The organism is Bacillus sp. FSL K6-0994 (genome assembly GCF_038630815.1).
Classification (GTDB): Bacteria; Bacillota; Bacilli; order Bacillales; family Bacillaceae; genus Bacillus; species Bacillus safensis.
In genome coordinates this window covers 3,389,425-3,403,275 of sequence record NZ_CP152043.1, presented here as the reverse complement: position 1 = coordinate 3,403,275, position 13,851 = coordinate 3,389,425, and the positions used below count along the sequence as shown (strand labels likewise).

Below are 13,851 nucleotides of genomic sequence, written 5' to 3'. Positions count from 1 at the left end.
TGTGCTTTTTTGAAATGTTTCTGTGAAGGTCATTCTAAGTTTGATTGCTATATCTGGTTTTACTTTTCTCTTTGCTAATCAATCCGGCCCACAGACAATCATCACTATTTGACTTACTACAAGCATTTTAACTTACTCTGTGCTGAAGAACTTTCTGAAAAGTACCAAGTTTAGGGGTAAAGACAGAGAAGTAAAAAAAGGATGATCGTATTGAAAATAAAAAAAATAAACTGGATTTCACAAGAAGCTTCAGAAGCTGAAGTGATTGTAACAGATGGCGAACTGGAATTAATGTGTTTTGCTCAACCATTAAATTACCTTGAAGAAAGTGAACTATTGGAACCTATTTTTTGTTTAGATGTGTCAGACTTAGTGAAGGCAGAGTTGTCAGAGTTTAGAATTGAAAAATTAGATGATAATTTTAGTTATAGTTTCTTAGGAAAATTAATTGATAAGCGTGATGAAAAAGTGAGAGTGGGCGGATTTTTATTAGAATTGGATTACAATATACCAGGAGATATAAATGAAGGCGATTTTATAAGTTTTAATTGTCAACGATTAGATATTTATTAGTAGGAGATTGAAGTCTTAAGGAGCATTAAATGAACAAAAAACAACAACTAACGAAACAAATCCAAACCGTCATCAACATCCTAGAAAAAGAATATCCACAAGAAATCAATCAAGGTGTTCTCCAATTAATATACAAAAGATATAAAAATGCACAAAGGATCATTCAGAACAATGAAGATCTCCAAAAGATTTTGATTATTGGCGGGGTGAGAGCTTATTTGGATAGTTATAATGACTATCTAAACCCCTTTCTAGATGAATTACATAAAGCAGAGAGTTTGCTTAAAGAAATGCTGTCATAGATAGGACGGTTGTCTGTATTACTGGAATCAAGTCTTGTATCGGGCAGCAAAACAGAGAAAGGAATGCCTATGGAACATAAACAAAACAAAAAAACATCCAACTGGCTATTAAGTATCAGTATTCTGATTGTTATAGGAACAGCTTTGCTGAGAGGAGTTTCTTACTCAGATGCTGATTATCGCGGTTTCCCTATTGATTGGCTAGTTCTGCACGGACATCATACTTTTGAATTTCTATTGTGGGGTTTTATACTCGATGTGGTCATTTTCTATTTTCTTTTAAAAATGCTCCTTCGTTTGTATAAAAGGGTGATGAAAAAATCAGCAACTTAAAATAGAGGAGGCTCTTAAAAATGATCAATTTACCTGAAATCCCACATCTGCACGTGAACAAACCAGCAAGTGACATACAGATCAAAGAGGCAGAATGCCAGCTAAACATGCTGCTGCCCCATGTTTATAAGGAACTGCTGAAACAGACAAATGGATGTTCCGTTGGCGGTGAGGTGCTTCTATACGGTACGGAGGACATTGCGGAACGCAATGCAACATGGGAGGCTCGACAATATGCAAGCGGCTATGTGGCAATTGGCGACGATGGCGGCGGGCAAGTATTTCTCATGCGGCTGGCTGAAGAGGAGAAAAAGGTATGGGTCGTGGATGCTGGTGTAATGGACCCTCAGCATGCAGAGCTCCTGACCGACAACTTTCTGAAATGGGTGAGTGAGGGCTGTAACATAGAAGCGTAACCGAAAACCAAATCATCCAACTGAAACGCTCTGTGACGCCAAATGTTATGGAGCTTTTTTGCATTCTCCCCCCCATTCATCACATGTTATAATAAACACAGTTTATGAACGAGAGGATATGCAGGAGATGAAAAATGAACCTATTGAGTTACTGACACAGCCAAAATGGCGGATCATCGATCAGTCGAGTCTTGGTCTCTATGTGGACCCGAAGCAATCTTTTGCGATGGATGATACGCTTTGCGCGTCGGTGGGGAAGGACCTCTCACCAGCGACAGCCCGTTCTTGGGTGCATCACAATACGATTGTGCTTGGGATTCAGGATACAAGACTTCCATTTCTCCAAGATGGCGTAAAGCTGCTTGAGGAAGAGGGATATCGTGTGATTGTGCGCAACTCAGGCGGTCTTGCTGTGGTGCTGGATGAAGGTGTACTGAATGTGTCTTTAATTTTTGCGGAACAAAAGAAGGGCATTGATATTGACCGCGGGTATGATGCGATGGTGGAATTGATCCGCCGGATGCTGTCGATGTATGATGTGGACATTGAAGCCTATGAAATAGTCGGCTCTTATTGTCCAGGCAGCTACGATTTAAGTATCAATGGAAAGAAATTTGCAGGCATTTCTCAGCGTAGATTACGCGGTGGGGTCGCTGTGCAAATTTATTTGTGTGCAGATGGAAGCGGACGGGAACGTGCCGACTTGATCCGCCGTTTTTATGACACCGCCTTAAAGGATAAACGGCAAGAAGTAAAGGCAGTCTTTCCTGATATACAGCCGGATACAATGGCATCTTTATCAGAATTAATCGGTGAACCTATCGATTGTACACTTCTTATGCGCCTATTACTAGAGGAGCTTCAAAAGCTCAGTGATCAGCTGACAGCGTCAGGATTGAACGCAGAAGAACAGCTGGAATTTGAGAAAAACATGACGCGGATGATTGAGCGCAATGAAAAGGTGTTTTCGTAAACATCAGCCTTTTCATCTTGAAAAGAGTAGAGGTGAAGTGATGGAAACAAAGCTTGAGAAAGCCATTGAACTTCGAAAAAGTGGACATCTTCAAGAATCAAATGAAATGCTGTCTCATCTTGCAGAGGAGTATCCAGACGATGCCTCTATTCATTATCAATGTGCCTGAAGTTATGACTTGTTAGGAGAGGAAAGGCAGGCTGTCTTTTTTTATGAAAGGGCCATTAAGTTAGGATTGTCTTCAGAAGAACTAGAAGACGCTTTACTAGGGTTAGGAAGTACATACAGAACTTTAGGAGAATATGAAAAGTCAAAACAGATATTCCTAAAAGGGATGGAAACTTATCCGGACAACAAAGCCATTCAAACGTTCTATGCCATACTTTGTATAATTTAAAGGAACATAGCAAAGCAATGGAAATATTACTGAACTGTTTAACTGAAACGACAAAAGATCCTGCTATTTTAAGTTATCGAAAAGTGATTGATTTTTATTCAAATCAGTTAGATACATTGTGGAAATAATATATTGATTTGGTTACTTGAATAGATTTGGAGGGGCAATGTGATGAAAAAATCCCCTCCTTTGTTATGGAATTTTATATGTGATAGTCATTTATGGCGTAAGAAAGAAGGTAAATTTGTTGTCAATATTCACCACGTATTACCCGCTGTTTATGCTTTGTGTTTTGTCTGTGTTGTATGTGATGTATCGTATTCAGCCGCTTGCCTCTACTGTTAAAAAAATCATCATTGTGCTCTGTGTGTTAACAAATGCTGCCTATATTTGCTGGCGTCTCTTTTTTACACTGCCGCATGAAGGTACATTTAATATAATAATGGGCATCTTGCTTGTAGCCTGTGAATGTATTGGATTTTTACAGCTGCTTGTGTTTTATACACTTGTTTGGAAGCCTTCAAATCGAAAACAAGTCATGATCAGTGATTTGGACAGGCTGCCAACAGTTGATATTTTCATAGCTACATATAATGAACCGATTGAAGTGCTGAAACGCACGGTTGCAGGCTGTTTGAATCTGTCTTATCCAAAAGGCAGCGTCCACATTTATTTATGTGATGATGGCAAGAGGGAGTCTGTGGAGCAGCTTGCATCTGAGTTTGGCGTTCATTATCTGACAAGAACAGATAACAAGTTTGCTAAGGCGGGTAATTTAAACCATGCGATGTCTCAAACGAATGGGGAACTGATTCTCACACTTGATGCTGATATGGTCCCCCTTCCTGCCTTTTTAGAAAAGACAGTGCCTTACTTTCATGATGGAGCGACTGCGTTTGTTCAAGTTCCACAGGCGTTTTATAACGAAGACCCTTTCCAATATAATATGTTCTCGAAGGATCGAATTCCAAATGAACAGGACTTCTTCATGCAAACCCTCCAAGCTGGTAAGGATCGGTTCAATGCGGTGATGTATGTCGGGAGTAATACTGTATTTAGAAGAACGGCCTTAGAGGAAATTGGCGGATTTGCTACTGGAGTGATTACAGAAGACATGGCGACCGGAATGCTTCTCCAAGGGAAGTTCAAATCTGTGTCTGTCGGAGAAGTATTAGCCGTCGGTCTGGCACCTGAAAGCTGGCTTGATTTGTTAAAGCAGAGAGACCGGTGGTCGAGAGGGAACATTCAGTGCGCCCGTAAGTTTAATCCATTGAAGGTTCGCGGCTTAACGCTTATGCAGCGAGTTCTTTATTTAGATGGCATTGTGTATTGGTTTAACGGTTTGTTTAAAATGATTTACATTCTTACACCAATATTGTTTTTATTATTTGGTATTCAAAGTTTCTGGGCCGATTTCCAGTCCATTTTCATGTTTTGGCTGCCGGCGTTCTTTAGTTCGTATTTAGCGTTTAAACTGGTGTCGAATCAAAAAAGAAGTATGTTTTGGAGTCATATTTACGAAAGCTCTATGGCATTCCACTTGGCTGGTGTAGCTTTAAGTGAGCTGTTTTTGAAGAAGAGGGTTGAATTCCTTGTCACGCCGAAGGGAATTCAAACGGACAAGAGACATTTTCATTTGAAAACGATGATTCCTCATTTGATCTTCTTGCTGCTCTCATTGCTTGTCCTTGTGAAAATAGGATACGATATGAAGGTAAATGGGACGATGAATGCTGATCTCACGTTGATTAATATTTTTTGGGTGCTTTATAACGGTGCAGGTCTACTCATGGCACTGATTGTGGCGTTTGATCGTCCGCGTTATCGAAAATCAGAGCGGTTTGTCATAGAAAAAGAGGGGCAGATCTGTTCTGATCATCAAGATGAGTCGATTGCTTGTTTTCTACTAGACATGAGTGATTCAGGTGCGCGTCTATCCATTCCATTGGATCAAGCTTCTTCTTTAAATCAAGGACAAATGCAATTGTTCTTTTCAGAGGATCAAAGTGTGGCGTGTGATGTGGTTTGGAGCCATCCAGATGGAGACAAGCTGATGGTTGGTGTTGCTTTTACTGATACAGAAAAATCAGAGTATCTGTCACTGATCCGTTTCTTATTCACACGAGAGCATGTATCGATAACGGATCGTGAGAAAAAATCCTATGCTGTTCGGACATTTCTCCGCTTTATAAGAGAAACGGAAAAAGTACCAAGGGCCTTGCGGCGCAAATGGATGAGAAGACCGTTGCAAGGCGTAGCAGGCACGCTGTCCTATGAGTGCCGGTTAGAAGAGAAGGTGCCGGTGAACATACAAGATATTAGTTTATCTGGGTGCAAAATCGAGTCTGAAGCTTCAATTGAATTACATGAGAAAGTGCTGATCACCATTGACACAGAATCTCTCACAGATCAGCCGGCTATTGCAGTCTGGACATCACAAAAACGCGGCCGCACAATGGCCGGGCTCAAGTTTGTTCAGCCTGAAATCAAGCAGATAGAAGAAAGAGAGGAAGTGGTTTCTTGAAATCCAAAAACGGCGGTTACCTCTATTTACTATGGCTTCCTGTCATCATGGGAGCCGGCTACGGCATTTCGCTTTTAGTGCCATTTCTTCAGCCTGTCCTGACACTTGGCATTGCAGGTCTTTATATTTTTATGTTTGGTGATTTTCAGGTAAGGCAGGTCAGGTATATTTTTATGTTTGTGTTTTTGATCAATGTCCTTTTTAGTGTGATGCTATTTTTGGGCATTTAAAAAAGTGCTTCCCGAGGCGGGGAGCACTTTTTTGTTATTCTGCCATTTTTTCGAGGTTGCCGTTCCGGTCCATTTTAAAGGTTGGTGCGGCACTATCGTCCTCTTCAAACAAAACTAGTTTTCTTGCACGGTTCATGATTTTGACGAGTGTTTCATAATCTTCTTGAATCGTGAGCTGATCCTTTTCAATCTTTTTCACTTCAGCTTCTAGCTGCGAAACTTTATGAGAAAGCTCATTGTTTTCTCGTTTTAAGCGGCTGTTTTCCATACGTAAGGCAGTGGATTGCTGACCATCGCCTTCATAACGGCGTAAGAAATCAATGATATCGTCGATGGTTAATTCTTGATGCTGCCTAAATGGATTTGCTTCCGGTTTTTTCTCTGCGGTATGTGGGGCAGGAGAAGCCTGTGACAATAAATGTGATAAACTAGCTAACTCTTCATTGTAGCTTTGATCCACAAACTGAAGCTGTTCAGCAGTTTCAGCTGCTGGTGCAAATGTTTCTTCCTTTGCTGGCTCTAGTTCCTGTGAGAATTCCTCTTGAGTAACCGTTTCTTCTACTTGCGGCTGATAAAGTAATCGTTTTTTCGCTGGCTGGCCATTGCCAAGTGCGCGCATCCGTTGTTTTCGCTGTTTTTTGGCAAGTGCCAGCGCTTTTTCATATTGATGTCTGACGACAGCATTCCATCTAAATCCGCATGCCGCTGAGGTGCGGTTCAGCTTGTCTCCAACTTCTTCAAACGCATTTAGCTGCGTGCTGCCCTCTCTGACGTGACGTAAGACGGTTTCTGCCAGGAGGAGATCATTTTCCTCTGACCAAGCATCTTGTCTTTGTTTTGACATGTGTTTAAACCCCCATATGATTTGATGGTATTAGATTAGCCAAGTTCAAGAAGGTTTATACAAGTTTGCTAAAAGGATAGTGGAAAATACTAGCTTTTATGTAAGCACGGGATTGGGGCGGCAAAGCGTCTTGCAAGTCCAGCCGCTTCGATGTACAATGTTGGGTGGTATATTATTCACGATTGGCTGTCCAACTGTTTCATATAGAATGAAGTATCATCATTGAAAGGAAGCGTAAGACCATGGCTAATGAGTTTCGCGTATGTGACGATTGTGATGCGACGAACCTAAAGACGTTATTGCCTCGACTCAAATCGGTTGACCCTGATGCAAAAATTGAGATCGGCTGTCAATCCTATTGTGGTCCAGGACGAAAAAAGGCTTTTGCGTTTGTGAACAATCGCCCATTATCCGCACCAACAGAAGATGAATTACTTGAAAAGGTTCAAAAAAAAGTCAAATAAATGTCACTGAATGTGTTCAGTCGACCTAAAAAGAGGTCCGTCCCTGTCAGGTCGGGCTTTTTACGTCCAAGCAACTTCTGAGAACACATTCACCAGCAAATTCAAGGATGTTTTCGGGAAAAGTTACCCGATATAATAGAAACACGTCTTAAAAAAAGAGGGACGAAACGATGGCGTATCCAAAAGGGAAATTATCTGAGGAAAAGGTATTTAAAGATCCTGTACACCGTTATGTTCACGTAAGGGATGCATTAATATGGGATTTAATAGGAACAAGAGAGTTTCAGCGCCTGAGACGAATTAAACAGCTAGGAACTACTTATTTGACGTTTCATGGTGCAGAACACAGCCGATTCAATCATTCACTCGGTGTATACGAGATTGTGAGACGAATTGTGGATGATGTGTTTAAAGGGCGGCCTGAATGGGATGAAGGAGAGCGCGAGCTTGTACTTAGTGCTGCCTTGCTTCATGACCTCGGACATGGTCCATTTTCTCATTCCTTTGAAAAGGTCTTCCACTTAGACCATGAATCGTTTACAAGAGATATTATTTTAGGACAGACGGAAGTCAATGAAGTGCTCCGCCGGGTGAGTGATGATTTCCCGAAGCATGTGGCTGAAGTCATTGCCAAAACGTATCAAAACAAACAGGTGGTCAGTTTGATCTCAAGTCAAATTGATGCCGACCGAATGGACTATTTGCAGCGTGATGCTTACTATACAGGCGTCAGCTACGGCCACTTTGATATGGAACGTATTTTACGTGTGATGCGCCCGAGAGAAGATCAGATTGTGATGAAGCAGAGCGGGATGCATGCGGTTGAAGATTATATTATGAGCCGCTATCAAATGTACTGGCAAGTCTATTTCCACCCAGTGACACGCAGTGCGGAAGTCATTTTAACGAAAATCCTTCATCGGGCAAAAGAGCTGCATGAAACGGGTTATATTTTTACACATGCCCCTGTTCACTTTTATTCAATCTTTGAGGGGAATGTCACCACAGAGGACTATATTAAGCTGGATGAATCCATTGTCTTATTTTATTTTCAGGCGTGGGAAGATGAAGAAGATCACGTGCTGGCTGATTTGTGCCGCCGTTTTATGAACCGCCGATTGTTCCAATATACAGAGTTTAATCCAAATGAAGAAATGACGAAATATTTCAAGCTGACTGCCTTGTTCAAGGAGGCAGGAATTGATCCTGACTATTATTTAGTGGTCGATTCTTCCTCTGACTTGCCCTATGACTTCTACAGACCAGGGGAGGAAGAAGAGAGGCTGCCAATCCACCTTTTGACGCAAAGCGGTCATATTAAAGAACTGTCGAGACAGTCAGATATTGTTGACGCCATTTCCGGTAAACGAAGAACCGATCATAAACTTTATTTCCCAATGGACTTAATTGTAGATATGTCGGAAAAAGCTGAAGAAAAGAAGGCGATCATGAAGCTGCTTGGTTTGGGATAAGGAAGTACTGAAAAAGGAGATGTCGGGAATTTGTTGAAAGAGCATGCAAAGTTGATGAAGGTATTCTCTGAATCAGGGGAAATCGTTGGACGGAAGAAGCTGCAAAAGATGATTTACATAGCAAAAAAGCTAGATTTGCCTTTTTACGAGAAATACGATTTTCATTTTTATGGCCCCTATTCAGAGGAGTTGACGCTCAGAATTGAAGAGCTGTGCAACCTTGGATTCTTGGACGAAATGAAGGAAAAAAAGGGCGGATACTATCAATATCGCTATTCGCTGACGGACAATGGGAAAGAGTTTCTCGATCAGTGTGAAGTGGACATGCCTGACCTCAAAGCGCTGACGCAGCAGATGAACGAGCAATCATCCCGTTTCCTAGAGCTTGTCTCAACGATTTTATATTTTGATGACCTGCCAGAAGAGGAGGTAAAGGAAAAGGTCTTTACCATTAAAAGCAAGCAGCGCTATACGGACGAAGAATTTGAGGCGGCCCTTGCTTATATTGATCAGTTGAAGGAATTGAACTAGTTGAACAAAAGCCCGACTTTTAGGGCTTTTTTTGTTTGGTAAGACCCAGACCAAAAGCGCTATTTTTCGATGAAATGTGTGTCAAAATATCCGAAAAATTAGTGAAAATGACGTAATTCGACTTTTTTCCTGTGCATCTAATTCCCTGTTTTTGACTGAATAGAAGGAAAATGGTGAATTTTCAGTGAATATATAACCTTGTGAAAAATAAAGGAGGGATAGGAATGAAAAAGCGTTCAGTCTTTTTGTCATTTTTATTGGTAGGTAGTTTGTTACCGGGGGTAAGTTCAGCTTCAGCACCAGTAGCGAGTGCAGGTCATGGGCATGATCATGGTCATGCGCCGTTCGAAACCCATATTAGTGAGGGGCTGCCAAAAGCAAAAGATTTTAAAGATTTGAAGACAGCACCTCCAATTGAACGAGATGTGACAACAAAGGTATTAGATGAGTCTGGTAAGCAGGTAGGCTCGAGAACCTTTAAGGCCAATACAGGAGATTCAATTTCAACAAAAGCAAGTACAGGCAGTCAGAAGGTCACTGTCTATGCGGTCGCTGATGCGCAGTATCGTGCGAAATATAGTGACTGGCAAACACGGATTGTCAGCATCATCGAGCAAGCAGATGTCACGTTTAACCGTGATCATGATGTGGACTTTGTCGTACAAGCAGTAGGATCTTGGACGTCTTCGGGATCAAATGCAGAGCAAATTCTGTCTAACCTTGCGCGAAGCTTTGATGGCAGAGGATATGACTTTGTCACTGGATTTACAGCAAATCCAAACTTTGATGCTGGCGGAATTGCTTATGTCTACAATAGTGCACCAAGCGGAAGTGCATTCGCCGTTAACCTTGATCAAGGAACAGCGAACACTGCAAAAGCGGCTACGCATGAATACGGCCATAACTTTGGCTTACCGCACGACCCTCAAGGAAGCGGCATTGTCTGCTTAATGAACTATGATTATTCTTACACAGTCGATTTCTTCGATGCGGCCCATAAAAATCAAGTGAACCGTAATAAAGCGTGGTACAGATAAGAATGCAGACAAAAGGACAGACACATTGAGTGTTTGTCCTTTTTATATGCTTACAGATCGCTCATTCGCTTTCCTGCTACGGCATAGTGTTCCTTTTTCATTTCTTCAATAATAACAGAGACTTTTTCTGCCCCTGCGCCTGTTGTTTCAACAACGGCATCAGTGACTTTCTCCACAAGAGCTCTTTTCTGCTCATCTGTTCTTCCTTCAAGCATTTGAACGGTGACAATCGGCATGGCGAAAACCTCCTTTTTCCTTTAATGCTACGCTTCCCTTTAGTTTAAGGGACTTCTTATAGTATACTGAATGAAGTAAATCATTGTATAGAAAGAAAGAGGGATTCTTGCCTTTGAACCAATTTCTTGTTTATCCATTAGAACTTATTCCATATGTTGCCATTACGCTTGTTGTTGCATTTACGATGCACGAGCTGGCGCATGCATATGTTGCGTACCGATTCGGAGACCCGACGGCTAAGAATCAAGGGAGACTGACGCTCAATCCCCTGAAGCATCTCGATGTATTCGGGACGATTTTGATCTTTGTGGCCGGGTTTGGCTGGGCGAGACCTGTACCGGTCAATCGTTACCATTTTAAAAAACCGCGCTTAGCAGGGATTTGTGTCTCCATTGCTGGGCCATTAAGTAACTTGGTGCTGGCGTTTTTGGGCTTTTTTGTGTATGTGCTTCTTCAGAAGTTTGGCGGGGAATGGATCATGCGCTTTGAGCCGGGAGTCGATTATTTCTTCCAGATCTTTATTAACTTAAACGTCATCTTGTTCCTATTTAACTTATTACCACTTCCGCCGCTGGATGGGTATCGTATTATTGAGGACGTCGTCAGCCCTAGGGTTCGGGCGAAAATGACGCAATTTGAACAATATGGGATCATTATTTTTCTCATATTCGTGATCACACCACTGGGACAGTTTGTGTTTGGTCCATTGATCGGAATGCGGGATCAAATCATATACTGGTTTAATCTTATTTTGAAGCCGCTGCTTTAGGAGGTTTAAAGAATGGAAGGTAAAAAGAAGAAACCAATTGGTTTTAACATCATTAAAAAAACAGATGCGACCGACGGACATGGAGGCTTTGGGGCAGGCGCCCTCAGCCTTGATAATATCTCGCCAGTCATCATTGATGTAGAAGAAAAGGAAGCTGTCATTGATATTGGTGCCATGCATGCAAGAAGTGCCGTCGAAAAAGGAATTAAATTTTTGAAAACAAAAGAAGAGGTGCCGAACGGAAAGCCGTATTGGCTCGTATGGGTGACGATTGACCGCAGAGAAGAAGGGCCTTATTATGCAGGTGTGACGGCTTGTGAAATGACCGTTGACCGTTCGATCCGCCGCGGGTATAAGTCACTTCCAGAGCATGTGAATTTAATGGATAAATCGATGAAGCGAAAAATTGTCGTTAGTCATATGGATGACGTATCCAAAAAGGTGCTGGCTGATTTCTTAAAAGGTCATAATCAAGCGCTATGGGACGCATCAACAGATGAATTAAAAGAAGGGTTGGCTGTCCCTGAATAATTGTGAAATTTTTGTGAAGATTGACGGATGGCTACCAATTCTCTCCGGTTTTTGAGTAAACTGGTGTTAAAGCTAGGACATGGAGAATCCCGAGATGAAGGTCTCGGGGTTTTTCATGTCTTTTTTAACGTTTCAGCCACTTTTCCCACCATTTCTTTGGCTTTTGATCTTGAACTGGTTCATGCTCAGAGGCCTTGTCCTCAGCACCATAGCAGACACCTGTCGGCTCCGTACCTTCTATAAAATAGGTGAATACCTTTGATTCACATCCTGGACCTGCGAGGTCGCCGGTTTTTGGATTGATATATACCCCTTTGACACCGTCAGGCGGCATGAAGGAGGAGGCTGGCTGCTTTGAGAGAGCTGATTCCATAAAGGAAGCCCATATTTTTTTCGCATAGGCCGTTTCTTCGACTGAGTCAATGGTGCGGCCTTTATCATAGCCTGTCCATACACCTGTGACGAGCTGGGGAGAGAAGCCGATCATCCAGCTGTCGGCGCCTGTAGTCCCAGACTTTCCTCCGTATGTTCGTGTAAGGTCCTTTATAATGGTGCGGCCAGTGACACTTGTATAGCCGTTTAATTGATCATTGAACATGCCTGACATCATGTCGGTGGTGACAAATGCTGCTTTTTCATCTAGGATTTGTTCTCGTTTTTGTTTCTCTTCAAAAAGCACATTGCCTTTTGCGTCGGTTACTTTCGTAATAAAGGTTGGTTTGACGCGTTTTCCGCCATTGACCAGCATGGCGTATGCATTGGTCATTTCAATGGGTTTCACAGGAGACGTGCCCAGGGCAAGAGAGGGTACTTGATCTAGTTTCTCCTTGATTCCAAATGTCTTGCCAGCACGTACAAGCTGTTCCATTCCTAAAAATAGATGGGTCTTTACTGCGTAAATATTATCAGACAGCGCTAAAGCTTGAAGCATTGTAATGCCGTCATTGGCGTAATAGCCGTGATAATTGCTTGGTGAATAAGCGGCATCGCTGCCTTGATCATCCAGTTCAAACACCGTTTCCTCACTCCGCATGACGGTTGCGGGTGTAAACCCGTTTTGCAAGGCAATGTAATAGAGAAGGGGTTTCATGGTTGAACCGGGCTGCCTTTTTGCTTGTGTCACCCGATTGAATGGACTTTTCTCATAATCTCTCCCGCCTATGAGGGCAAGTACATGCCCTGTTTGGGGATGGATGGCGGCAAAGCCGATTTGGATTTCTGATTTGGAATTCATCTCGTTTTTTAGTGTCTTTTCTGCGATTTTCTGTAATTCTGGATTGAGAGTCGTTTGGATATGAAGCCCATAGGTTTCAATCTGTTCCTCAGTTAACCCCAAACTTTGTTTCAACTCTCGAATCACATCGTCATAAAAATACGGGGCTTGCTTTGCTTGCAGCTGCTTCTCTTGCAAAGGGCGATAGGACAGTTTTTCTTTCGCAGCATTATCGGCTGCTTTTTTCGTAATCATGCCATCCTCGTGCATTTGTCTCAGAATCATATTCTTTCTTGCGCTGGCTTTCTCCTCATTCACATAAGGGGAATAGAGAGAAGGCCCCTTTGGGATACCGGCAAGCAGGGCAGATTCAGCGAGGGTTAAGTTCTTTGCTTTTTTCCCGAAATACAGACGGGACGCTGCTTCCACACCGTACGCTCCGTGACCATAATAAATGGTGTTCAAGTATCCTTCTAAAATCTCATCTTTTGTATAGTTTTGTTCTAAACGAATCGTGTAAAAGGCTTCATTCCACTTCCGTTTCCACGTTTTATCATGATCTAAATAAAGGTTTCGTGCATATTGCTGGGTGATCGTGCTGGCACCTTGCACCTTAGCCATGGCACGAATATCGGCCACCGCAGCACCTGCCATCCGTTTCACATCAAAGCCATGATGCTCATAAAAGGTTTTATCTTCAACAGCGACAACTGCCTGTCTGATATGAGGAGACATCTCCTTTAATGGCACCCAATATCTCTTTTCTCCAAAGCTGGATTCTCCAAGCTTTGAGCCATCGGCTGCATAAATGGTCGTGGATTGGGGAACTTGAACAGAAGGGGCACCTTGCCATTTAGCTATTAATAGAATCGTCAAAAAGACGGTACCTGCAAATAGAAAAGCGAGCAAGCCGATAAAAAAACAGGCTCGAATCGTTTTCACGGTCATGCGGATTTTTTTATTACTCATGATTGTGTCCATGCAAAGCCCCCATTTTGACGGTTT

The 13,851-nt window shown here is 42.3% G+C and carries 16 protein-coding genes and 1 pseudogene; 14 read left to right on the top strand and 3 right to left on the bottom strand.

Annotation, left to right across the window (positions count from 1 at the left end; translation table 11 throughout):
* Window positions 1-210 precede the first annotated feature (210 nt).
* From MHB69_RS17760 to MHB69_RS17725, 8 genes and pseudogenes are all read left to right on the top strand, one after another.
* Entirely contained in the window at window positions 211-573 is a 363-nt protein-coding gene (locus MHB69_RS17760; protein WP_046313469.1) for a hypothetical protein, read from the top strand.
* Window positions 574-602: 29 nt separating this feature from the next.
* Entirely contained in the window at window positions 603-875 is a 273-nt protein-coding gene (locus MHB69_RS17755) for a hypothetical protein (RefSeq protein ID WP_024426384.1), read from the top strand.
* Window positions 876-944: 69 nt separating this feature from the next.
* Window positions 945-1,208, top strand: a complete 264-nt coding sequence (locus tag MHB69_RS17750) for a hypothetical protein (RefSeq protein ID WP_139142191.1) — start codon at window positions 945-947, stop codon at window positions 1,206-1,208.
* Between the two features lie 20 nt (window positions 1,209-1,228).
* Complete coding sequence (locus tag MHB69_RS17745; protein ID WP_327828272.1) at window positions 1,229-1,624, top strand: SMI1/KNR4 family protein; 396 nt, start codon at window positions 1,229-1,231, stop codon at window positions 1,622-1,624.
* Between the two features lie 127 nt (window positions 1,625-1,751).
* Window positions 1,752-2,597, top strand: coding sequence for a lipoate--protein ligase family protein (locus MHB69_RS17740; protein WP_327828271.1), 846 nt, complete (start codon window positions 1,752-1,754; stop codon window positions 2,595-2,597).
* Between the two features lie 40 nt (window positions 2,598-2,637).
* Window positions 2,638-3,122: pseudogene (locus tag MHB69_RS17735) on the top strand (tetratricopeptide repeat protein).
* A 119-nt stretch (window positions 3,123-3,241) separates the two neighbouring features.
* A complete protein-coding gene (locus MHB69_RS17730; RefSeq protein WP_144496432.1) occupies window positions 3,242-5,518 on the top strand; it encodes a glycosyltransferase in 2,277 nt (758 codons plus the stop codon).
* A complete protein-coding gene (locus tag MHB69_RS17725) occupies window positions 5,515-5,748 on the top strand; it encodes a DUF5970 family protein (RefSeq protein WP_024426379.1) in 234 nt (77 codons plus the stop codon). The genes MHB69_RS17730 and MHB69_RS17725 overlap by 4 nt, the downstream gene beginning before the upstream one ends.
* Before the next feature lie 34 nt (window positions 5,749-5,782).
* On the opposite strand, the gene MHB69_RS17720 is transcribed toward MHB69_RS17725, so the two are convergent.
* Complete coding sequence (locus MHB69_RS17720) at window positions 5,783-6,592, bottom strand: RsfA family transcriptional regulator (protein WP_144496431.1); 810 nt, start codon at window positions 6,590-6,592, stop codon at window positions 5,783-5,785.
* Window positions 6,593-6,834: 242 nt separating this feature from the next.
* Here MHB69_RS17720 and MHB69_RS17715 point away from each other — a divergent pair, with 242 nt between their 5' ends.
* The 4 genes from MHB69_RS17715 (at window position 6,835) to MHB69_RS17700 (ending at window position 10,096) form a co-directional block, all read left to right on the top strand.
* Window positions 6,835-7,056 (top strand): DUF1450 domain-containing protein, encoded by a 222-nt coding sequence (locus MHB69_RS17715; RefSeq protein WP_003215259.1) that lies wholly within the window; start codon window positions 6,835-6,837, stop codon window positions 7,054-7,056.
* A 170-nt stretch (window positions 7,057-7,226) separates the two neighbouring features.
* Window positions 7,227-8,528: an HD domain-containing protein gene (locus tag MHB69_RS17710; RefSeq protein ID WP_007497716.1), complete on the top strand. Its 1,302-nt coding sequence runs from the start codon at window positions 7,227-7,229 to the stop codon at window positions 8,526-8,528.
* Between the two features lie 30 nt (window positions 8,529-8,558).
* Entirely contained in the window at window positions 8,559-9,059 is a 501-nt protein-coding gene (locus MHB69_RS17705) for a YwgA family protein (protein WP_144496430.1), read from the top strand.
* A 224-nt stretch (window positions 9,060-9,283) separates the two neighbouring features.
* Window positions 9,284-10,096 carry a zinc-dependent metalloprotease gene (locus MHB69_RS17700; protein WP_025093861.1) on the top strand — a complete coding sequence of 271 codons (813 nt, stop codon included), beginning with the start codon at window positions 9,284-9,286 and terminating at the stop codon, window positions 10,094-10,096.
* A gap of 50 nt (window positions 10,097-10,146) precedes the next feature.
* Here the strand turns inward: MHB69_RS17700 and MHB69_RS17695 are convergent, their stop codons facing one another.
* Window positions 10,147-10,332, bottom strand: a complete 186-nt coding sequence (locus tag MHB69_RS17695; protein ID WP_003214939.1) for a 2-hydroxymuconate tautomerase — start codon at window positions 10,330-10,332, stop codon at window positions 10,147-10,149.
* A gap of 113 nt (window positions 10,333-10,445) precedes the next feature.
* Between MHB69_RS17695 and MHB69_RS17690 the strand changes: the two genes are divergently transcribed.
* Entirely contained in the window at window positions 10,446-11,102 is a 657-nt protein-coding gene (locus MHB69_RS17690) for a site-2 protease family protein (RefSeq protein WP_061110367.1), read from the top strand.
* Window positions 11,103-11,114: 12 nt separating this feature from the next.
* Window positions 11,115-11,633: a YwhD family protein gene (locus MHB69_RS17685; RefSeq protein WP_024423769.1), complete on the top strand. Its 519-nt coding sequence runs from the start codon at window positions 11,115-11,117 to the stop codon at window positions 11,631-11,633.
* Window positions 11,634-11,757: 124 nt separating this feature from the next.
* Here the strand turns inward: MHB69_RS17685 and MHB69_RS17680 are convergent, their stop codons facing one another.
* Entirely contained in the window at window positions 11,758-13,827 is a 2,070-nt protein-coding gene (locus MHB69_RS17680; RefSeq protein WP_061110204.1) for a transglycosylase domain-containing protein, read from the bottom strand.
* Between the last annotated feature and the right edge of the window lie 24 nt (window positions 13,828-13,851).